This is a genomic window from Paraburkholderia megapolitana (genome assembly GCF_007556815.1).
GTDB classification, from domain to species: domain Bacteria; phylum Pseudomonadota; class Gammaproteobacteria; order Burkholderiales; family Burkholderiaceae; genus Paraburkholderia; species Paraburkholderia megapolitana.
Genome location: NZ_CP041743.1, coordinates 176,056 through 196,622, shown reverse-complemented (window position 1 = coordinate 196,622; position 20,567 = coordinate 176,056). Strand labels below are relative to the sequence as shown.

The 20,567-nt window shown below is 62.7% G+C and carries 17 protein-coding genes and 1 pseudogene; 10 read left to right on the top strand and 8 right to left on the bottom strand.

Features of this window, described 5'->3' with window-relative positions; all coding sequences use genetic code 11:
* Positions 1-5 precede the first annotated feature (5 nt).
* The 3 genes from FNZ07_RS00825 to FNZ07_RS00815 form a co-directional block, all read right to left on the bottom strand.
* Complete coding sequence (locus tag FNZ07_RS00825) at positions 6-1,262, bottom strand: MFS transporter (RefSeq protein WP_091007137.1); 1,257 nt, start codon at positions 1,260-1,262, stop codon at positions 6-8.
* Positions 1,263-1,314: 52 nt separating this feature from the next.
* Complete coding sequence (locus FNZ07_RS00820) at positions 1,315-2,127, bottom strand: siderophore-interacting protein (RefSeq protein WP_091007136.1); 813 nt, start codon at positions 2,125-2,127, stop codon at positions 1,315-1,317.
* Positions 2,128-2,206: 79 nt separating this feature from the next.
* A complete protein-coding gene (locus FNZ07_RS00815; RefSeq protein WP_091007134.1) occupies positions 2,207-2,995 on the bottom strand; it encodes a PadR family transcriptional regulator in 789 nt (262 codons plus the stop codon).
* A 208-nt stretch (positions 2,996-3,203) separates the two neighbouring features.
* Here FNZ07_RS00815 and FNZ07_RS00810 point away from each other — a divergent pair.
* A pseudogene (locus FNZ07_RS00810) lies at positions 3,204-3,398 on the top strand (helix-turn-helix domain-containing protein); the annotation flags it as partial.
* A 69-nt stretch (positions 3,399-3,467) separates the two neighbouring features.
* Here FNZ07_RS00810 and FNZ07_RS00805 read toward each other — a convergent pair.
* Positions 3,468-4,382: a glutaminase gene (locus FNZ07_RS00805; protein ID WP_091007133.1), complete on the bottom strand. Its 915-nt coding sequence runs from the start codon at positions 4,380-4,382 to the stop codon at positions 3,468-3,470.
* A gap of 178 nt (positions 4,383-4,560) precedes the next feature.
* Here FNZ07_RS00805 and FNZ07_RS00800 point away from each other — a divergent pair, with 178 nt between their 5' ends.
* Positions 4,561-5,331, top strand: a complete 771-nt coding sequence (locus tag FNZ07_RS00800; protein ID WP_091007131.1) for an AraC family transcriptional regulator — start codon at positions 4,561-4,563, stop codon at positions 5,329-5,331.
* A gap of 168 nt (positions 5,332-5,499) precedes the next feature.
* Here FNZ07_RS00800 and FNZ07_RS00795 read toward each other — a convergent pair whose 3' ends face one another.
* Positions 5,500-7,005 (bottom strand): DHA2 family efflux MFS transporter permease subunit, encoded by a 1,506-nt coding sequence (locus tag FNZ07_RS00795; RefSeq protein WP_091008791.1) that lies wholly within the window; start codon positions 7,003-7,005, stop codon positions 5,500-5,502.
* Positions 7,006-7,264: 259 nt separating this feature from the next.
* Here FNZ07_RS00795 and FNZ07_RS00790 point away from each other — a divergent pair, with 259 nt between their 5' ends.
* The 3 genes from FNZ07_RS00790 to FNZ07_RS00780 all read left to right on the top strand — a co-directional run bounded on the left by FNZ07_RS00790 (position 7,265) and on the right by FNZ07_RS00780 (position 10,195).
* The gene (locus FNZ07_RS00790) at positions 7,265-7,909 is read left to right on the top strand and encodes an alpha/beta hydrolase (RefSeq protein ID WP_091007129.1); all 645 of its coding nucleotides are present in this window, start codon (positions 7,265-7,267) and stop codon (positions 7,907-7,909) included.
* Between the two features lie 224 nt (positions 7,910-8,133).
* Positions 8,134-9,204, top strand: a complete 1,071-nt coding sequence (mreB, locus tag FNZ07_RS00785; protein WP_091007128.1) for a rod shape-determining protein — start codon at positions 8,134-8,136, stop codon at positions 9,202-9,204.
* Between the two features lie 178 nt (positions 9,205-9,382).
* On the top strand, positions 9,383-10,195 hold the full coding sequence (locus FNZ07_RS00780; RefSeq protein WP_091007126.1) for an alpha/beta fold hydrolase: 813 nt from the start codon (positions 9,383-9,385) through the stop codon (positions 10,193-10,195).
* Between the two features lie 42 nt (positions 10,196-10,237).
* Here the strand turns inward: FNZ07_RS00780 and FNZ07_RS00775 are convergent, their stop codons facing one another.
* Positions 10,238-10,639 carry a hypothetical protein gene (locus FNZ07_RS00775; RefSeq protein ID WP_091007124.1) on the bottom strand — a complete coding sequence of 134 codons (402 nt, stop codon included), beginning with the start codon at positions 10,637-10,639 and terminating at the stop codon, positions 10,238-10,240.
* Between the two features lie 443 nt (positions 10,640-11,082).
* Here FNZ07_RS00775 and gltA point away from each other — a divergent pair, with 443 nt between their 5' ends.
* The 5 genes from gltA (at position 11,083) to FNZ07_RS00750 (ending at position 17,839) form a co-directional block, all read left to right on the top strand.
* Positions 11,083-12,384, top strand: coding sequence for a citrate synthase (gltA, locus tag FNZ07_RS00770; protein WP_091007123.1), 1,302 nt, complete (start codon positions 11,083-11,085; stop codon positions 12,382-12,384).
* A gap of 174 nt (positions 12,385-12,558) precedes the next feature.
* The gene (locus FNZ07_RS00765; RefSeq protein WP_091007121.1) at positions 12,559-14,841 is read left to right on the top strand and encodes an amylo-alpha-1,6-glucosidase; all 2,283 of its coding nucleotides are present in this window, start codon (positions 12,559-12,561) and stop codon (positions 14,839-14,841) included.
* 123 nt (positions 14,842-14,964) lie between these two features.
* Positions 14,965-15,825: a MurR/RpiR family transcriptional regulator gene (locus FNZ07_RS00760; protein ID WP_091007119.1), complete on the top strand. Its 861-nt coding sequence runs from the start codon at positions 14,965-14,967 to the stop codon at positions 15,823-15,825.
* 109 nt (positions 15,826-15,934) lie between these two features.
* A complete protein-coding gene (locus tag FNZ07_RS00755) occupies positions 15,935-17,263 on the top strand; it encodes an aspartate aminotransferase family protein (RefSeq protein WP_091007117.1) in 1,329 nt (442 codons plus the stop codon).
* Positions 17,264-17,284: 21 nt separating this feature from the next.
* The gene (locus FNZ07_RS00750; protein WP_091007115.1) at positions 17,285-17,839 is read left to right on the top strand and encodes a carboxymuconolactone decarboxylase family protein; all 555 of its coding nucleotides are present in this window, start codon (positions 17,285-17,287) and stop codon (positions 17,837-17,839) included.
* A 10-nt stretch (positions 17,840-17,849) separates the two neighbouring features.
* On the opposite strand, the gene FNZ07_RS00745 is transcribed toward FNZ07_RS00750, so the two are convergent.
* Positions 17,850-19,160 (bottom strand): carbohydrate porin, encoded by a 1,311-nt coding sequence (locus tag FNZ07_RS00745; RefSeq protein ID WP_091007113.1) that lies wholly within the window; start codon positions 19,158-19,160, stop codon positions 17,850-17,852.
* Positions 19,161-19,287: 127 nt separating this feature from the next.
* Complete coding sequence (locus tag FNZ07_RS00740) at positions 19,288-20,493, bottom strand: MFS transporter (RefSeq protein ID WP_091007110.1); 1,206 nt, start codon at positions 20,491-20,493, stop codon at positions 19,288-19,290.
* Positions 20,494-20,567: the final 74 nt, after the last annotated feature.

Here is a 20,567-nt window from a genome sequence, read left to right as displayed (position 1 = left end):
CGCGATTACATCTCGCTCATTGCTTCACCGCCCACCGGCGGCCGCGAGGCCGGATGGTCCCCCGCTGAAGTAACACGGCCAACCCACACGATCGCGCACACTGCGATCGCCACCGCGACCCAACCGACGACGCCATAGCCTTCGATCTGTCCGGCAGGACCTATCGACAGCATCAGCCCGCCGATCCATGCGCCGCAACCCATACCGAGTGCCTGCAACGCGCTGTTCGCGCTAAGGAATGCCCCGCGCTGTTGCGGTTGCGGCACGGTTGTCAGCAGCGCCTGCATCGGCACGAAGCGTCCGGACATCGCCACCATGAAGATCGGGAAGAACACCAGCATCACGGCAAGCGATACGTCGGGCAGATGCGTCACGAACAGGACCGGCAGCATCGACAGCAGCACGACGATGCGAAACACCCGATGCTTGCCGTAGCGGTCCGACAGTTTGCCCACCGCGCGCGACGTGAAGAACGTTGCCGCGCCGCCCGCCATGTACAGCCACGACAACTGAGCCGGTGCGATGCCGTGGTTGGCCACGAGCGTTGGCGAGATGAACGGGATCACCAGCATGTGCGACACCATGACCATGAAGGTCAGCGCGAACGCGTTCAGGTGCCGCCGGTTGGCAAACAGCCGGTACAGCTCAGGCAGGACCTGCGAGAGCGGTGCGGGCCGCTGCGACAGATGCTGGTCGAGCGACGGCAAGATGCGCGAGCAACCGAACCAGACCAGCACCGACAGCACGACCAGCAGCACGAACGGCGCTGCCCAGCTGAAATGCGCACCGAGTATCACACCGGCCGGCACGCCGGCAATCGCCGCGATGGAGAATGCGGTCATGATCGTGCCGCTTGCCGCACCGCGCCGCGCGACCGGAATCAGGTCGCCTACGATCGCCATGATGATCGAGCCGAGGATGCCGCCGGTCAGACCCGCGAACGCGCGTGCAGCGAGCAGCAACGGATAGCTGCTGGCAAACGCGCACGCGAGGTTCGACACGGCAAACAACGCGTACACGGTGAGCAGCAGCTTGCGCCGGTCGAAGCGGTCGATGTAGGTGGCGGCGAACAGACCCGACAGGCCCGAACACCAGGAATAAGCCGAGACGGCCGCGGCAAACGCGGCCGGCGTGATGTGGAACGCGTGCATGATCTGCGGTCCGAGCGGCATCATCACCATGAAGTCCATGATGACGGTGAACTGCGTCAGCGCGAGCAGCCAGAGCAACTGGCGTTCGCGCGGTGCACTCAATGAGTACATGAATGGTCCTTGCGGCCGAGCGGGCCGCGGTAAAGAGAGAGAATGCGTGGCATCAGTCGTCGAGGTTTTCGTGGACGGCCTGCGCACCTTGTTTCCAGTAGCTGGCAGCGCGGATACGCGACTTGTCTACGCCACGCTCCGTGCACAGGTGGTAGCGCACCGCGCGCATGGTCGCCGACTCGCCGGCCGCCCATACGTAACCCACGCCTTCGGGCAGGTAGGTGTCGCGTACCGCTTGCAGCAAGGCATCGCCGCGGTACGGCGAGTCGCTGCGATAGCGCCAGACGATATGCAGGTTCGCCGCCGTCTCGAACTCGATGCGCGCCGACGGATCGGCGACTTCGACCACGGCCGCGACACGGGTGTTCGCAGGCAGTTCTTCGAGGCGCCGCGCGATGGCGGGCAACGCTGTGTCGTCGCCGATCAGCAGATGCCAGTCGAAGCCGCTCGGGATCACCAGCGAACCGCGCGGGCCGCCTATGCCCAGGTACTGGCCGACCTGCGCCTTCGCAGCCCATTCGGCAGCCGGGCCGGCTTCGTGCAGCGCGAACTCGAGATCGAGTTCGCGTGCTTCGCGGTCGAAGCGCCGCGGCGTGAAGTCGCGTGCCACCGGCCGGGTCCCTTCGGCGAATACCGGGCCGTTCGGACCGGCCGTGGGCAGCGCCGGTTTGTCTTCGCCGGGAGCGGGGAAAAAGACCTTCACGTGATCGTCGAATGATGCGGAGGCAAAGTCGTGCAGATCGTCGCCGGTCAAGGTGACGCGCAACATATGCGGTGTGATGGAGTCGATGCGTGCGACGCGCAGCAGACGGAACTTCAGCGGATGGCGCACGCGGACGACTGTCAGATCGGTTTGCTCTTGCATGGTGTTCCTGTTTCTGAATATCGGAGGGCGGCAGGCGTGCCCGCGCGGCTCGCGAGCGCGTGGTGCCCGAGGCGCCCGGTTAGGGATTGCTGCCGTCCTGTTTGCCGTCGCTCTGCTTGCCGCCGTCTTCGATTTCCTGCGTCGCCCGTTGCAGGATCGCAGCGATGCGACGCTGTTCGGCGGCAGGCACGTTGTCGAGACTGAACAGCAGGGTTTTCAGCGCACGGCGAGCCTGGATCAGTTCCGGCACCCAGCCGCCTTCGGCGGCGTCGGACGGGTCTTCGCCAGCAAACGCGCGCCGTACCGAATCCATCTTGCGGGCGATGTGCGAGAGCTTCGCCAGCATCATGTCGGCGCGTTCGCGGTTCACGGCGAGGTGCGCGCCGCCCGGCTCGGCGAGCGCATAGCGCTTGCGGTTGCCTTCCACTTCGACGGTAACGAAGCCTACTTCTTCGAGGTACGTCAGCGACGGATAGACCATGCCCGGGCTCGGGCTATAGAAGCCGTTCGAACGCGCTTCGAGCGCCTTGATCAGTTCGTAGCCGTGGCTGGGTTCTTTATCGAGCAGCGCCAGCAATAGCAGTTGCAGATCGGCAGAGGTGAAGGTCCGACCGCGCGGAAAACCGTCGCCGTCGCCGAAACCGCCGCGGCCGCCAAAACCACCGGGAAAGCCGCCGTCACCGGTGCCGCCACCGAAGGCGCCGCCACGACCGCCACCGCCTCCACCACCGCCGCGATGACGGCCAATGGCGTGCCACAGCGCGTGGAGGGGGTCCCGGAAACGCTCGGGGAAGCTCAGGCCGTCGCGGTCGGACGCGTGGCGGCGGGAATGGTGTGAATGATGGGTGTGATGTGAGTTACGGTGCATCGCGACACTCCTGATGTGTCATAAGATGTGTCGTAAGATATATATCTTAAGAGTGTTTGTCAAATTTCTTTTTGGGGTTGGGGGATGGTAGGCACAATGGCCGGCGACGGTTGGAGCGGTCTGGTTTAAGTGAAATTGGCAGACGCATACGGCGCATGCGCCGCGTTCGACAGGTCAATGCCGAAACGGTGGAGATGGAGTAAGACACATGGATATTTGCCCGCTACACACCGAGGAAGATTACGAGGCCGCGCTCGCAGTGGTATCGGAACTCGTCGACGCCGATCCGGAACCCGGTACGCCCGATGGCGATCGTCTCGAGATCCTGTCGATCCTGGTGGAGCGCTATGAAGATGCGCACTTCCCGTTGCCGGGCTTGAACCCGATCGAGGCGATCAGGTTTTGAATGTAGCGGGCGGGGTCAGGCGCAAGCTGCGATGCAAGCCGCTTCCGCAGCGCGCCACGAAGCCGCTCAAAAAATCGACTGCCCCGTATGCGTAGTCAGCCACTCGAGCGCCAGCGTCCCCGCCAGCGAATTCCCATTGCTATCGAGCCCCGGCGACCACACGCACACGGCCATCTCACCCGGCAGCACCGCGACGATACCGCCGCCCACGCCGCTTTTCGCCGGCAGCCCCACCCGAAAGACGAAATCGCCGGCGGCATCGTAAGTACCGCAGGTCAACATCAGCGCGGAGAGCCGCTTCGTCGAACTACTGTCGAGAATCCGTTCGCCGGTTGCTGGCACGACACCGCCGTTGCATAGAAACAGCGCCGCACGCGCAAGCTCGACGCAGCTCATCGAAATCGCGCACTGCCGGCAATAAGCATCGACGACCACTTCGGCCGGCATCTCGAGATTGCCGAAGCTCGCGATGAAATGCGCCATCGCGCGATTGCGGTGCGCGTTCGCCAGTTCCGATTGCGCGACACGCAGGTCGTAGTCGACGGTACGCTCGCCGGTGAGTCTTCGCATGAATTCCACCAGCGCGGTTTCGGCGCTCACGAAGCGCCGGCACAGTACATCAGTGACCACCAGCGCGCCTGCATTGATGAACGGATTGCGCGGCTTGCCCTGTTCCGTTTCGAGCTGGACGAGCGAGTTGAACGCGGTGCCCGACGGCTCGCGGCCGACCCGCGACCACAACTCGTCATCGATCAGTTGAAACGCCAGCGTGCATGCGAACAGCTTCGAAATACTCTGGACCGAAAAGCGCTCGTCGGCGTCGCCGATGCGATGGACGTCGCCCGCGGCGGTGACGACTGCCATGCCGAAGCGGTCGGCGGGTATCTTCGCCAGCTCGGGAATGTAGTCGGCAACGCGGCCAGTACCGAGGTAGGGCTGGATATCGCGGTGAATCTGTTCGAGGATCGCGGGATAGTTCATGGAGGAGGCTGGTTGAGCGCAGGGCAAAGCGCCATACACGGCACGCAGCCGCGATTGTAATGGCCCGTGATGGCTGTCGGCGAGTGCGCCGCCGCTACTGCACTGCACCGTGCACAGAGATGGGGCGTCGTGCTAGTCTGATTCGATTTGAATACCCGTAGGGCAAAACGAAAGCCTCATGGAAGTAACCGATCCGGATGGCACCGATTGCGCGGCGTTCGTCGTCGCGCAACACACGGAGACACTCGACGAACCCTGGCACGCGTCCCGTCGCCTGCAGCTGCTGCATGCGTGCGATGGCGTGCTGACCGTGCGCACGGAGAACGGCCTGTGGGTGATCCCGCCGCAGCACGCGCTATGGATCGCTCCGGGGCTGCTGTTCCGGCTGTCGTCGTCGCGGCCGCTTGCGTGGCACACGCTATATGTAGACACGGACGACTGGCCGTCGCTGCCGGACGCGTTGCCGGGCCGTGTCGTGGCGATCGACCGGCTTGCCGATGCGCTGCTGCGCGCCGCGGCCAGGTTCGGTGCTGACTATGCGACCGACGGACCCGACGCGCGGTTGATGCGCGTGCTGCTCGATCGTCTTCCGCAGCTTGCCGCGGTGCCGCTCGCGTTGGCGTATCCGCGCGATCCGCGCATCCAGCGCATCGCCGGGGTGCTGACCACCCATCCCGCCGATCCCACCGTACTCGACGACCATGCGCTCGCGGCCGGCGTCACCGCGCGCACGGCGGCGCGTCTCTTCGTCAAGGAAACCGGCCAGACCTTCGGACAGTGGCGCCAGCAGCTACGGTTGCTGGTTGCACTCGAACGACTCGACACCGGTGCGAGCGTGACGGAGGTCGCACTCGAAGTCGGTTACAGCGACGTGTCGTCGTTCATCGCCGTATTCAAAGATTTACTTGGCGAGACGCCGGCGCGTTACTTCCGGCAGGACGGGCGCTGAAGTTTCAACCGATGCATTCGCGCCCGCTGCGCTCAACGCTCAATGATCGTCCTTATGCATTCGCGCCCGCTGCGTTCAACGCTCAATGATCGTCCTTATGCATTCGCGCCCGCTGCGTTCAACGCTCAATGATCGTCCTTATGCATCCGCGCCCGCTGCGTTCAACCCTCAATGCGCGCCTGCCGCATCCGCTCCGCCACCACCCTTCGCCGGCCGCGTAATCCAGATCAGCGGAATGATCAGCAGAAAAATGATCGCCGACACATAGAAAATATCGTTGAGCCCCATCATCGCCGCCTGGGTGTTCACGGTGAAATCGAACAGCGCATGCGATGACTGCGTGTTCAGTTGCAGCAGCGATTGCGTCGACGCGATCTGCTGGTTGAAGAGCGGATTGTCGACGCTGGCCTGCTCGGTAAGCCGCACATGATGCAGCACCGTACGATTGTTCCAGGCATTGCCCGCCAGGGATGTACCGACCGCGCCGCAAAACACCCGCACGAAATTCGATAGCCCTGCGGCCGCCGGAATGCGATGCGGCGGCTGGCCCGACAGAATGATCGCGGTGAGCGGCACGAAGAACATCGCCATCGGGATGCCTTGCAGCAAGGTGGGCAGCACGAGATGCCATGTGTCGATCTCGATCAGGTACTTCGAGCGCATGTAGAACACGATCGCAAAGCCGATAAACGCGAAGGTCGCGATGATGCGCGCGTCGGAGCGCGGCAGCACACGTCCCATGATCGGCGCGAGGATCACCGCGAACACGCCGAGCGGCGCGGTGACGAGCCCGGCATCGACGGAACGATAGTTGAGGTACTCCTGCATCCATTGCGGCAGCAGCACGAAGTTGCCGAAGAACACGCCATAGGCAATCGAAATCGCCACGGTGCCGCCCAGAAAATTACGCTGCCCGAAGAGCCGTATATCGACGATCGGGTTTTCGGCGGTCAGCTCCCACACGAGGAAGAACGCGAAGCTGATCACCGCCGACAAACCGAGAATGACGATGGTCGGCGAATTGAACCAGTCGAGGTCCTTGCCTTTGTCGAGCATGATCTGCAGCGAGGCAACCCACGCGATGAGCAGCCCGAGGCCGACGACGTCGATCGGCAGGCGCTTGGTCTGCGTTTCGCGGTGGCGGTAGATGCTCCACGTCACGCCCGCGGCAAAGATGCCGACCGGAATGTTGACGAAGAAGATCCACGCCCAGCTGTAGCTGTCGGTGATCCAGCCGCCAAGCAAAGGCCCGGCAATCGGCCCGACGGTCGCGGTCATTGCCCATAAGGCGAGCGCGGTCGACGACTTGTGCTTCGGATATGAGCCGAGCAGGATTGCCTGCGACAGCGGAATCAACGGGCCGGCCACCGCGCCTTGCAGCACGCGCGCGAGCAGCAGGATCGGCAGGGTTGGCGCGATGCCGCACAGCCACGACGCAACCACGAACGCGAGGATCGCGCCGACGAACAGCTTGATCTGGCCGATGCGCTGTGTGAGCCATCCAGTGAGTGGGATGGAAACGGCGTTGGCCGCCGCGAATACGGTGATGACCCACGTGCCCTGATCGACCGACGCACCGAGATTGCCCGAGATGGTCGGGATCGCGACGTTGGCGATCGACGAATCGAGCACGGTCATGAAGGTCGCGAGCGCGACCGCGATGGTCGCGAGCACCAGTTGTCCACCCTGGAGCGGTGGTGGCGAGGCGGGTGCGGCGGCGGCGGGCTGACTCAAACGGAACTCCGGGCTTGGAACTATAAGGGCTGTAAGGCGTTGAAAAGGATACCTGCATTCGCCGGAACGCGGCGTCGAACTCAACAGGGGCGGGGCAATTCAGGGTATACAAGCTGCCGCAAAACATAGTGGTGAAGTATCCTCGCGGCTGTGCGCGGCGGGGTTCGCGTTGCGCGAACTTGATCGATGGGATTCGGCGATGGCGTGGGAGCAATTCGAACATGGCTGGCGGCTTGCACCGGCGAACCTGCCTGCGCAGTCGCTGGTGGTGCTGCTGCACGGCGTGGGCAGCAACGCGCGCGACCTGACGCCGCTCGCCGATTTCTGGCACGGCGCGTTGCCCGATACGGCGTTCGTGTCGCTGGACGGCAGCGAGCCGTTCGACGGTGGTTTCGGCGGGCGTCAGTGGTTCAGCCTGCGGGAGATCGACGCGGCGAATCGCGTGGAGCGTGTCGCGGATGCCTACCCGGCGCTGCTCCGCGTGCTGACCGCCGAACTCGCGCATTGGCGCGTTGCTTACGAAAAGCTTGCGCTGGTTGGTTTTTCGCAGGGCTCAATTATGTCGTTGCATCATGTCGCGTCCAATCCGGATGGCGCGGCCGCAGTGGTCGCCTATTCGGGGCGTCTGTCGTCGCCGGTCGGCGTACACAGTGGCACGGCTGTCACACTGATTCACGGCACCGACGACGAAGTCATTCCGGTTCGCGAACTCGAACACGCGGCTAGCGCGCTCGAGGATGCGGGCTACACGGTCGATGCGTACGCGCTGCCGGGCGTCGGCCACACCATTTCCGCCGACGGCGCGGCGCTCGGACGCGATGCGCTGGTGAAGGCGCTGGGTTAAGGGGATTCAGGGGATTCAGGTAGTCGTCATACCGGCTCGCACAGGCGCCTAAAGTTTCTCGCCGGTGCTGCCGTTAGAAGTTATCAACACGAAGCGCAAGAACAGCACGAAAACAGCACCCGACACGCGGGCCTGGACCAGGCCGGACAGTCGTCAACGCGCAGCCGGGGCCGATTATTCGCGCCGCCGCAGACAACGGGCGGCCACACACGCAGAGCCACGCTATGGCCCAACCGACGTCGCACCCGCCGCTGTTCAGTCGCCTGTTCCGTCAGAACGTGGCGGTCGACCTCGGCACGGCGAATACGCTGATCTATACCGACGACGGCGGCATCGTGCTCAACCAGCCGTCCGTCGTCTGTTTCCAGAAGCAGGGCGAAGCGCGCCGCGATCATGTCACGGCCGGCGGTACGCCGATCGTGGCCGCTGTCGGCAACGAGGCGAAGCAGATGCTCGGCCGCGCGCCCGGCAATCTCGAAGCGGTCCGGCCGATGCGACACGGCGTCATCGCCGACTTTCCCGCCGCCGAACACATGATCCGGCAGTTCGTGGCGATGGCTCGCCCGCGCCAGCTGTTCGGCCGTCGCGCGACGTTCACGATCTGCGTGCCGGCGGGCGCGACCCAGGTCGAACGCCGCGCGATCAAGGAAGCAGCGGTATCGGCGGGGGCGTGGAAGGTGAGCCTGATCGGCGAGTCGCTGGCGTCGGCGGTCGGTGCGGGATTGCCGGTGGCGTCGGCGACTGGATCGATGGTGGTCGATATCGGCGGCGGCACCACCGAGGTCGGTGTGATCGCGCTGGGCGGCGCCGTGTACAGCGGGTCGATCCGCGTCGGCGGCGACCAGTTCGACCAGGCGATCGTCAACCATGTGCGCAGCGTGTACGGCGTGCTGCTCGGGGAGCAGACAGCCGAATACGTGAAGAAAACCATCGGCTCGGCGTTGCGCGACGTACCGCTCGAGCGCATGAACGCGACCGGGCGCAGCGTCGAAGACGGCCTGCCGCGCACGGTCCAGCTAAGCAATCATGACATCGCAGAGGCAATCGTCGCGCCGCTGCGGCAGGTGATCGGCGCGGTGAAAACCGGGCTCGAAAGCGCACCGCCCGAACTGATCACCGATATCGCCGGAAGCGGCATCGTGCTGACCGGCGGCGGCGCGCTGCTCGGCCATCTGGACCGCTGCCTGAGCGAGCAGCTCGGCGTCGCCGTGCGCGTGGCCGACGAACCGCTGACCTGCGCTGTCCGCGGAGCAGGCGCGGCGCTCGGCATGGTGGACGCGTTCGCGTTCGATTGAGCGGGCGCTGCGCTACCAGGATCAGGCGATTGCCGGCGCGGGCCGGCAGCATGGTCCGATAAGTGGCCTATGTGACAATAGGCGCTCTTTTCGTTGCCGGCGTCGGCCGCCCGTGTCCGTGAATCAGCCTGTTCCCGCTTCCTCACCATCGTTCGTTTCCCTGCAGAACCGCCTGCGCATGCCTTATGTCGAGGCCGGCGAGGGAGAACTGCTGCTCTTCGTGCACGGCTCGCTGTGCGACTACCGCTACTGGCAACCGCAGCTCGCGGGTCTCTCCGCGCGTTATCGCTGTGTCGCCGTGAGCCTCACGCACTACTGGCCGGTCACCGATACGCCCACCGACCTTCCATTCAGCTGGAGCGATCACGCGGGCGAGCTGGCCGAATTTATCGAACGATTCGGTGCCGGGCCGGCGCATGTGGTCGGTCATTCGCGCGGTGGCTGTGTGGCGTTTCATTTCGCGAGGCGTCATTCGCAGTGGCTGCGCACACTGACGCTGGCCGATCCGGGCGGTCCACTGCAGATCGCGGGACGCACGCCGGCGAAGCTCCCTGAAACAGCCAATGCGCTGCGCGCAAGGGCTGCACAGTTGATCGAAACGGGCGAGGTGGATGCGGGATTGCAGCTGTTCGTCGACTCGGTGAGCCGGCCGGGTTTCTGGGCGAAGAGCACGACGGCGTTCCGCACGATGGCGACAGACAATGCCCATACGCTCGCACGACAGTTTCGCGATCCGTTGCCGGCCTACACACCGGAGGATGCTGCCGAAATACGCTGCCCGCTGTTGCTGATCGATGGAGAGAAGAGTCCCGACATGTTTCGCCGCACGGCTACGGCGCTGGCAACATGGTGTCCGGATGCGCGCCGCGAGACCGTACGCGGCGCATCGCACGGCATGAATCTGGCACATCCGGCCGCATTCAACCGCTACATCGACACGTTCATTCGCGAGGTGGGTAGCGCGCCCGCCGTCACTGCCGCCGACCGCTAAACCCGGTGGCAGTGCTGGCTGGCGCACACACGTTTCAACGCTTCAACCCTTGCGATGCGCGTCGACGTCGAGCACCTGCTCGGCGGCCTGGCCGACAAGGCCGTTGTAATACAGATGCACACCGATCGCGAGCGAGTCGTTACGGATTTCCTGGAACGCTCTCCACGCCTTCACCGGGTCTTTGAACAGCAGGTAGTGCGCTTCCTGTGCGACGAGGTGCGCGACCTGATGCAGCCCGTGGCCATGCAACGCTGCGACAAGCGAGTCGAGACTGCGGTGCGTGCGTGCATCGGTGCGCGGATACAGCATATGCAGTACCGCAACCTTTTTTGGCGCCAGTGCCGCCGATAGCGCGACAACGATATCCTGATGGCTGAGCGCGGTGACGATGCTTTCGTCTTCCTGTTCGCTTTCCGGGAATAATGTTTCGACGGTGAGATTCATCGGGTCCATCCTGTTTTTTCAGCTGATGTTTCGACTTGAGCTTCGACTCGAATTCCGGTTTGAGTGTCAGCCCGGATTTCACTTGATACTGGCTGGTAAAAAAAGCCCGCCGCAGAACGGCGGGCTGAAACGACAATGTGCTTGCGAGGGGAAGCAAAACACGACTTCAGTATGTCAGAGCGGACGCGCCTGTGCAGGCTGCGGCCGGCAAAACACTGTTGCACGCAGTGTGCAGGTTTCATTTTCCCGACATGTCGGGGACATCTTTGACAACGAGTGTTGCGTCGGGCGAGATGGTTTGTTGTGCGCGATCGATCCAATAACCGGACGCGCGCGCCGTAGAATGCATTGCCAACGCGGGTCGGTCCCGGCCCGCATGCGCCGTGACCATCGATGTAACCGACCGGTGCGACACAATCGGTGCAACAAATAAAGGAACGCAGATGAACGATTCGACGACACACGCAACGCTCACGTTTTCCGATGGTAGCGAAGCCATCGATCTGCCGATCTACAAGGGCACGCTCGGCCCGGACGTGATCGACATCCGCAAACTGTACGGCCAGACCGGCAAGTTCACGTACGACCCGGGCTTCATGTCGACGGCGTCGTGCAACTCTGCGATTACGTATATCGATGGGGACAAGGGCGAACTGCTGTACCGCGGCTACCCGATCGATAACCTCGCGCAGAACGCGGATTTTCTCGAAACCTGCTTCCTGCTGCTGACGGGCGAACTGCCGAACCAGCAGCAGAAGGATGAATTCGTCGAGACCGTCACGAAGCACACGATGGTGCACGAACAGATGCACATCTTCTTCCGCGGCTTCCGGCGCGATGCACATCCGATGGCGATTCTCGTTGCCGCGGTCGGTGCGTTGTCGGCGTTCTATCACGACTCGCTCGACATCAATAACCCGCGGCATCGCGAGATTTCGGCAACACGCATGATTGCCAAGCTGCCGACGCTCGTCGCAATGGCCTACAAGTACAGCATCGGTCAGCCGTTCGTGTATCCGCAGAACGATTTGTCGTACAGCGCGAACTTCATGCAGATGATGTTCTCGACGCCCGCTGAAGAGTACAAGGTCAACGACGTGCTGGTGCGCGCGCTCGACCGCATCCTGATCCTGCATGCGGACCACGAGCAGAACGCGTCGACGTCGACGGTGCGACTGGCGGGCTCGTCGGGTGCGAATCCGTTTGCCTGTATCGCGGCAGGAATTGCATGCCTGTGGGGTCCGGCACACGGCGGCGCAAACGAAGCGGCGCTGAACATGCTCGAAGAAATCGGTTCGGTCGACAAGATCCCCGAGTTCATCAAGCAGGTGAAGGACAAGAACTCGGGCGTGAAACTGATGGGCTTCGGCCACCGCGTGTACAAGAACTACGATCCGCGCGCGAAGCTGATGCGCGAGACCTGCTACGAAGTGCTGGAAGAACTGGGCCTGCACGACGACCCGCTCTTCAAGCTCGCGATGGCGCTGGAAAAGATCGCGCTCGAAGATGACTATTTCGTGTCGCGCAAGCTGTATCCGAACGTCGACTTCTACTCGGGCATCGTGCAACGCGCGCTCGGTATCCCGACGTCGATGTTTACCTGCATCTTCGCGATGGCGCGTACTGTCGGCTGGATTGCGCAATGGAACGAGATGATCGCCGATCCGGAACAGAAGATCGGCCGTCCGCGTCAGTTGTTCGTCGGCGAAACGTCGCGCGAAGCGAAGCCGATCGCGCAGCGCTAGGAGCTTGCCCGCACGAGGCGAGTAGGTGGCCTCGTGTGACTGTAGTGGTTCGACTGCCGCGCTTTTGCGCGGCAGTTTCGTTTACGGCATCTCGCGCGCATACGGAACGAAACTCCTCGGCTGGCCTCATACCCTCTACAATCGCAACAAGGCCAACAGCACAGGAGCAAGCTGATGCAGGATCCAGAAGCACTCGGCGGACTGACACACACGGGCGGTGCAACACCGGCCGCACCTGACGCATTCATCGCACCCGAAAACCAGAACACCGCGAGCCCGGCACAGTACGTGCTGAAATCCGGCGACACCTTCATCGTCAACGATGCATTGGGCGACATCACCGGTCGCGACGACGGATTGTTCGTCAACGACACGCGCGTGCTGTCGCAATTGCGGCTCACTTTCGGCGGCCGCGCACCGTCGCTGTTGTCGGGCAGTGTTAGCAGCGACAACGCGGCCTTCACCGCGCACCTGACCAACCGGCCGCTGCCGCCGCTCGGCGGCGACATTACGCCGGAAGGTGTGATTCACGTCGAGCGTGTGCGCGTGCTGTCGGGCACGGTGCTCAACGAAGCGATCGAACTCACCAACTACGGCACGAGCGATGCGGTCGTGCCGTTGTCTATTTCTTTCGCCAGCGACTTCCGCGACATGTTCGAAGTGCGCGGCCTGAAGCGCGACAAGCACGGCACGCTCGAGCCGGCGCGTGTCGAGAACGAAGACGTGCTGATCAACTACATCGGGCTCGACGATGTCGAGCGGCGCGTGCAGATCGCCTTTTCGCCGAAGCCCGACAACCTGCTTGCCGGACGTGCCGATTACACGGTAAGCCTGCCTGCGCAAGCGTGCGTGTCGATCTACCTGTCGGTGTCGGTACAGGTCAAGGCGTTGACGCAAGCGCAGGCTGACGCGCCGAGCGCGGGTGTCCAGCAGCCGCTGCACTACCTGAGCGGCGCGCATCTGTCGCAGATCGATGCGGCGCGCCCGCGTGTGGGCCGTGCTGCGGTGCGCGCCGGCCTCGTCGATGCGCACCTGGTGATGCGCGAGCGCCGCCGCGCGTCTGCGCACATCCGTTCGAGCAATCCGTTGTTCAACGCGTGGATCGACCGTTCGCTGGCCGACATCGGCCTGCTGACCACCGATCTCCCCTCCGGCCCGTATCCGTATGCCGGTATCCCGTGGTTCTCGACGCCGTTCGGCCGCGATGCGGTCATTACGTCGATGCAAACACTCTGGCTGCAGCCTTCGCTCGCGGCCGGCGTGCTGCGCTTTCAGGCCGAACACCAGGCGCGCGAGAACTCGGCGTTCCGCGACGCGGCGGTCGGCAAGATCATCCACGAGATGCGCAAGAGCGAGATGGCGGCAACCGGCGAGGTGCCGTTCGCGCAGTACTACGGCGGTGTCGACACGACACCGCTGTTTATCGGGCTGGCCGGCGCCTATGCGGAACGCACCGGCGATCTCGCACTGATCGACGAACTGTGGCCCGCGCTCGATCGCGCAGCCGGCTGGGTGAAGGGCGTGTGCGACAAGAACCGTTACGGGCTGCTCGACTATCAGCGCGAATCGGATGGTGGACTCGCGAACCAGGGTTGGAAAGACAGCCACGATTCCGTGTTCCACGCGGACGGTCGTTTCCCCGATGGACCGATCGCACTGGTCGAAGTGCAGGCGTACGCGAGCGCCGCGTTCGACACGATGGCGCATTTCTCGACGCTGCGCGGCCTGACCAGCGATGCCGCCGACTACGCTCAACGCGCGAAGGCAATTCGTGCGTGCGTCGAGGACAAGTACTGGATGGAGGACGCGGGCTTCTACGGCATTGCGCTCGACGGTCATGGCGAGCTGTGCCGCGTGCTTGCATCGAATGCGGGGCACCTGCTGGCGTTCGGCTTGCCCGAGCGCAGCCGCGGCGAAGCGGTGGCGCGTGCGCTCGAGTCGACGCTGTTCCATACGGGCTGGGGCGTGCGTACGCTCGCCGCGGGGCAACCGCGCTTCAATCCGATGGCGTATCACAACGGTTCGGTCTGGCCGCACGACAACGCGCTGTGTGCTCGCGGCGCGGCGCGCTACGGCGGCAAGGCGACCGCGGTGCGTCTATTGCAGGCGCTGTTTCAGGCCGCGGTGAATTTCGACATGCGCCTGCCCGAGCTGTTCTGCGGTTTCCCGCGTCGTCGTGGCGAACCGCCTACGGCATACCCGGTCGCCTGCTTGCCGCAAGCGTGGGCGGCTGGCTCGCCGTTCATGATGCTCGAAGCATGCCTCGGCGTGACGATTGACGCCGCGCGGCGCGAAGTCCGCATCGAACAGCCGATGCTGCCGGACGGTATCGACTGGCTCGAAGTCGGCGATCTGCGGGTGGGCGACGCGACGGTCACGATCACGTTCCGGCGCGTGGCGGGGAAGGTGGTGGCGTCGGCGGAGCAGGGGGATGTGCGGGTCGTGGCGTTGTTGTAAGCGGGCGGTCTGCTGCAGCGAGAACGTCTGCTGGATGCCACGCGAAAGCCCGTGCCGGGTGCACAAACCCGCACGGGCGCCGGTGGTAACATTTGTTGTCAACCACCATCGCCGGTACACCGCATGCCAGACAGTTTCGACGAGCTTGCCGCCCTGATCCGCACACGTTTTGCCGAACTGAGTCCGCAGTTTCAGATGGGTGCGGCATTCCTGCTCGATCATCCGGATGAAGTCGCGGTGTCGTCGATGCGCAAGGTGGCCGAGCGGGCGCAGGTGCAGCCTGCATCGCTCGTGCGGTTGTCGCAGCAACTTGGTTTTCCGGGCTGGAACGAGTTGCGCGAGTTGTTCGTCGCGCGTGTACGTACGCGGCCTGAGCGCCTCACGAGCAAGGCGCGTTCGCTCGTCAAGACCACCGCGAAAGACGCGCTCGCACACGATCTGCTCATCGCCCAGCAGCACAATCTCGAACTGACGGCCGCGCACAACGCGCGCACGACTGTCGAAGCGGCGCGTCTGCTGCGGCGCGCATCGCACGTGCATGTGGCCGGTTTTCGTTCGTGCTATTCGGTTGCATTCGGACTGGTATATGGATACCGGCTGTTTCGTTCGTCGGTGTCGCTGCTCAATGGCGAAGCGGGCACGCTCGAATTGCAATTGCACGGTATCCAGCGCGACAGCGCGACCGTCGTCGTCAGTTTCGCGCCTTATTCCGCCGAAGCGGCACGCGTGGCCGAGGCTGCGCGGGAGAAGGGCAGCCGGTTGATCGCGATCACCGACAGCGCGGTGTCGCCGATTGCACTGCATGCCGACAAGGTGTTGATCTTTTCACACGACAGTCCGTCGTTTTTCCCTTCGCTAGTCGCAGCGACCGCGATTGCCGAATCGCTGGTTGCGCATCTGCTGGCGCTCGAAGGCGCGCGCGGTGTCGAGCAGATCGAAAAAGCCGAGCACGCGTTTCATTCGAAGGGCGCTTACCTCTCCTGAAGCTATTCGCGCGGATTGATCCGCAGTGGATAGCGGCACCTCATTTGACAACAAACGTTGTGCAAATGTATAAATGCGCATCGTGTGGTGATTCAAGATGAGGAGTGCCATGTCCACCGTATTTCACCGTATGCCGAAGAAGACGCTGCCGGTCGCCGTGACCGGCGACGGCATCGAGATCGTCGATGCTACCGGCAAGCGTTATATCGACGCATGCGGCGGTGCCGCCGTGTCGTGCCTTGGGCACAGCAACGCGCGCGTGATCGAGGCGATCAGGCGGCAATCGCAGCAATTGCCGTACGCGCACACATCGTTCTTCACGACCGAACCGGCCGAAGCGTTGGCGGACCGCCTGGTCGCCGCGGCACCGCAAGGGCTCGAGCATGTGTACTTCGTATCCGGCGGTTCGGAGGCGATCGAAGCGGCGTTGAAACTCGCGCGTCAGTACTTCGTCGAGACGGGCCAGCCGCAGCGACGACATTTCATCGCGCGTCGGCAGAGCTATCACGGCAACACGCTCGGGGCACTCGCAATAGGCGGCAACGCGTGGCGGCGTGAGCCGTTTCTGCCGCTGCTGATCGAGACGCATCATGTGAGTCCCTGCTACGCGTACCGTGAACAGCTCGCAGACGAAACCGACGCAGCCTATGCCCAGCGCCTCGCGGACGAGCTCGAACAGAAGATCCTCGCACTCGGCCCCGACACGGTGGCCGCTTTCGTCGCGGAGACCGTGGTCGGCGCGACGGCCGGCGCGGTGCCGCCTGTGCGCGACTATTTCCGCAAGATCCGCGCAGTGTGCGACCGCTACGGCGTGCTGCTGATCCTCGACGAAATCATGTCGGGCATGGGGCGCACCGGCCATCTCTATGCGTGCGACGAAGACGGTGTCGCGCCCGATCTGCTGACCATCGCAAAGGGGCTCGGCGCCGGTTATCAACCGATCGGAGCAACGCTCGTGAGCGCGAAGATCTACGACGCGATTGTCGGCGGCAGCGGGTTCTTCCAGCATGGCCACACATATATCGGTCACGCAACCGCGTGTGCGGCGGCGCTCGAAGTGCAGAACGTGATCGCCGAAGACAACCTGCTCGCGAACGTGCAGGCGCGCGGCGAGCAATTGCGCGCGCAACTACGTGCGCATTATGCGCAGCATCCGCATATCGGCGACGTGCGTGGCCGCGGGCTGTTCGTCGGTATCGAACTGGTGCGGGACCGGACGACGAAAACACCGTTCGATCCGGCGCTGAAACTGCATGCGGCGGTCCGCAACGAGTCGTTCAATCGCGGGCTGATGGTTTATCCGATGGGCGGCACCGTGGACGGCAAGATCGGCGATCATGTGCTGCTTGCACCGCCGTTCATCTGTACGGCGAGCGATATCGACAGAATCGTCGAGCGCCTGACCGATGCGATCGATGCGGCGCTGCCGTCGTCCTGAACCTCCCTCACGAGCCTCGCTATGACCGATCGTCTTCCGCACTTCGATGCCGCCGCCGCAACGCCAGAACAGAAAGCCGTGCTCGACGAAATCCTGTCCGGGCCGCGCGGCAATCTGAACGGCCCGTTTCTCGGCTGGATTCACAGCCCTGAACTTGCACAGCATGCGCAACGCCTTGGCGCATTCTGCAGGTATCAAACGGGGTTGCCGTTACGCCTGTCGGAACTCGCGATCCTCGTGACAGCCGCGCGCTGGCAAGCGCAGGCCGAGTGGTACATCCACTATCCGATCGCGCTGCAGGCCGGTGTGCGGGAAGAGGATGCACAGGCGTTGCTGCGGGGGAAGCGTCCCGCGTTCACGGATGCCGACGATGCGCTGATCTACGCATTCGCCAGCGAGCTCTATGACGCGAAGCGCGTGTCCGATGCGACCTATGCGCAAACGGTCGAGCGCTTCGGTCACACGGTGACGATCAATCTGGTCGCGCTGCTCGGCTATTACGCGCTGGTGGCGATGACGCTGAATGTGTTCGATATGCGTGCGCAAGGGCAGGCGACCCTGCCGTTTGCGGAGTAGCGTTGGCGGCTTAGAACTCCAGCGTCACCGAGCTGAGTATGCTGAGCGCCGCTTTACGCTGCGGCGCAACCGTCGGCGTGCTCGAGTAAAGAAACGCGTTGTTCCAGTAGATACCGCGTTTGACCAGGTACGCGTAGCTCACCGATGCGGTCGTGATGCCTCGTGTTGCGCCGATGCCTGCTGAATCGGCAAAATCGACGAAGTCGCTACTAATGAAGTTCCGACCCACCGAAAGCGAAAGCAGGTCGAACGGTCTCGATGCAAAGGTCCCAATTTTGTAGAGAGTCAATCCAACGTCGGACGAGAAAACGTTGACCAGTTGAGAGCCGTAATCGGCCTTGATGTTGACGTACCACCCCTGAAACGGCAGGCCGGGATTGGGCTGCGTAAGTTGATAGTCGAGAATCCCGTAGAACCCATAGTTGCGATTGGTATAGCTTCCGGAGAGATAAGGCTGGGTATGAATCGAATTCACAGTCGGGAATCCCGATGTGTTGTAAATCGCGCCGGCACGGAACCACACCTTGTTCTGCCCGGGAGCCGGATTTACCTTGTAGCCCACTTCGTCGATAAAGGCTGGCCGGCCGCCCCTGACGTAGGGGTTAAGTCCGGACCGGTTGTTGTTCCATTCGTATAGTGGATCGACGGGATCGGCACTCCGCGTGACGCCGAAGTGATTGTAGAAATGTTTGTCGCCAAAGTATGTCGTGATATCCAGGGCCGGGGTTGGCAGCCAGCCCTGAATGCCTGTCGCAAACGGTAGCGTGCTGCTCGGACCCAAAATCGCAGCTCCCGCAATGTCGCCGATATTGGTTCCATAAAAAATGGAAGCAGCGTAATAAAAGCCAGCTTGAACGATTACATTATTGTCGTAAAAGGGAAGATAAACGGAAAGCTGGTTGGCCGAAAAACCAGTCTGTCCATTACCACGAAACGAGTTGTAGTTGAATACCGGTTTGAACGTGAACTGCGAGCCTTGATTGAGACCAAGCCTGCCGAGATCGTAGGTAAACATCGGCAAGAACGTGCTGTTGTAGGTAGGCTTTTGCCCCGAGTAAAGCTGTTGAGGCGTTCCGCCGTCGCCTCTCAAGTTGTAGGTCACGAGGCCGGCAAGAGAAACGGAAATCCCGATCCCATTTGCAGCCAGCGCCTTGCGCAAACCACCCAGTTCCGGGTCTACCGTTTGACACGGAGACGGAATGGGATCGACGCCGCCGCGAGGAACAAACTGGTCATACTGCTGACAGTCCTGTGCCGCTTGCGCCGCGGCGTCATTCGAATTAGCCAGCGAAAAAAGCATCAGTGCGAGCGTAGGCACCATGCGAGCGCATGTAAATTTATTCAAGTCTCCCCCCATCTATTCTGGAAATTAACGCCGATTCAAGAGGCATTCACTTCATGTATTCGCGAATGATTCGTTCGCGATGAAACTGGTATTCGAACTCGCGTTAAGCCGCGGCACGGCGCCACGACGATGCGAGTACAGGTAGCGACAGCAAGGCGAGTACGGCCATAGCCAGATAGGCTTTTGCCGGCCCAAGCTGCCATAGCCATCCAGAGCCTGCGATCACCGCCGCTAGCGTTGCGCCGAGCAAAACGGCATACAGTCCTTGCGCACTGGGGACCAGGATGTCCTCGACCCGGCTGGCGATCATCAGGACCGGCGCGAGAAGTGCGCCCGCGACGAGGAAGCACTGCAGAATCTGTGCAAAAACGAGCATCGGCAGAGCCGGAGAGGTTGCCATGATTGCCCAGCGCAAGGCGCTAAACAGGGCGCCAATCACCATCATGATGCGCGGGTCGCGCTTTCCGAGTAGCTTCGCCCCGAACGTGAAAATAACTATTTCGGACGACACGGAAATCGCATTGAGAATGCCGATCGTGCTTTCGTGAATTCCCGCGCTTTTCCATTGAATCGATCCGAAGCCGGTGATGACACCGCTGCTACCCATCAAGAGCGAAGCAGTGATCAGGACGGACATCAACGTCCGGTCGCGGAAGATCTCACACCAGCTGCCACTGCCATGCGACGATTCGTGGACGAGCGTGCTATCGCGTGGCAGCAACGGCAGAATCGCCAGTGGGAACAGCAGCAGGACAGCGATTGCCCACGGAAGCGATTTGATGCCCAGCTTTTCGATGACCCAGCCCGCCAGGCCGCTCGAGGCAATCACGGCAATGGAACCCCAGACACGCAGCCGGCCAAAATCCAGCTTGCGACTGCGCACGGTCAGAATCGCATACGCGTCCATGAGCACCGGTATCTGATCCCAGATGATCGAGAAGACAAGGAACAGCGCGAGCCGGCTCCAGTGCGTCGTCGCTTGAGGGAAAAATACGAGAACGACCGCGGCGCTAAATACCGTCAGCGCAATGCCATTACGAACCCGGCCGTGCCGCCCGCACCACGCGGCGAACGGTGCGACGGTCAGGATGCGCAGGATCAATGGGATCGAAATCAACGTGCCGATCTCGGTCGCTGAAGAGCCTGCATCCTTGAGCCATACGGGCATCCAGGCGAAGAAGCCGAAATGGAAGTACAGCGCCAGATAGAGCAGCGAAACACCTGTTGCGAGCTGTCTTCCCGCTATCCGCTTACCGGGGAGCTGGGTCGTGTGTGCCATCTGTTGCGGTTCCGGAATGGTGGCCGCCATGATTGTCTCCTGCGTCGTGTTTGTACTGCAAATGACATCGATAACATAGTCTATCGAGATACATTGAAATTGGC

Coding starts and splice junctions, on each gene's coding strand:
- FNZ07_RS00825 (WP_091007137.1), bottom strand. CDS start 1,262: ATGTACTCATTGAGTGCACCGCGCGAACGCCAGTTGCTCTGGCTGCTC.
- FNZ07_RS00820 (WP_091007136.1), bottom strand. CDS start 2,127: ATGCAAGAGCAAACCGATCTGACAGTCGTCCGCGTGCGCCATCCGCTG.
- FNZ07_RS00815 (WP_091007134.1), bottom strand. CDS start 2,995: ATGCACCGTAACTCACATCACACCCATCATTCACACCATTCCCGCCGC.
- FNZ07_RS00805 (WP_091007133.1), bottom strand. CDS start 4,382: ATGAACTATCCCGCGATCCTCGAACAGATTCACCGCGATATCCAGCCC.
- FNZ07_RS00800 (WP_091007131.1), top strand. CDS start 4,561: ATGGAAGTAACCGATCCGGATGGCACCGATTGCGCGGCGTTCGTCGTC.
- FNZ07_RS00790 (WP_091007129.1), top strand. CDS start 7,265: ATGGCGTGGGAGCAATTCGAACATGGCTGGCGGCTTGCACCGGCGAAC.
- mreB (WP_091007128.1), top strand. CDS start 8,134: ATGGCCCAACCGACGTCGCACCCGCCGCTGTTCAGTCGCCTGTTCCGT.
- FNZ07_RS00780 (WP_091007126.1), top strand. CDS start 9,383: ATGCCTTATGTCGAGGCCGGCGAGGGAGAACTGCTGCTCTTCGTGCAC.
- FNZ07_RS00775 (WP_091007124.1), bottom strand. CDS start 10,639: ATGAATCTCACCGTCGAAACATTATTCCCGGAAAGCGAACAGGAAGAC.
- gltA (WP_091007123.1), top strand. CDS start 11,083: ATGAACGATTCGACGACACACGCAACGCTCACGTTTTCCGATGGTAGC.
- FNZ07_RS00765 (WP_091007121.1), top strand. CDS start 12,559: ATGCAGGATCCAGAAGCACTCGGCGGACTGACACACACGGGCGGTGCA.
- FNZ07_RS00760 (WP_091007119.1), top strand. CDS start 14,965: ATGCCAGACAGTTTCGACGAGCTTGCCGCCCTGATCCGCACACGTTTT.
- FNZ07_RS00755 (WP_091007117.1), top strand. CDS start 15,935: ATGTCCACCGTATTTCACCGTATGCCGAAGAAGACGCTGCCGGTCGCC.
- FNZ07_RS00750 (WP_091007115.1), top strand. CDS start 17,285: ATGACCGATCGTCTTCCGCACTTCGATGCCGCCGCCGCAACGCCAGAA.
- FNZ07_RS00745 (WP_091007113.1), bottom strand. CDS start 19,160: ATGGTGCCTACGCTCGCACTGATGCTTTTTTCGCTGGCTAATTCGAAT.
- FNZ07_RS00740 (WP_091007110.1), bottom strand. CDS start 20,493: ATGGCGGCCACCATTCCGGAACCGCAACAGATGGCACACACGACCCAG.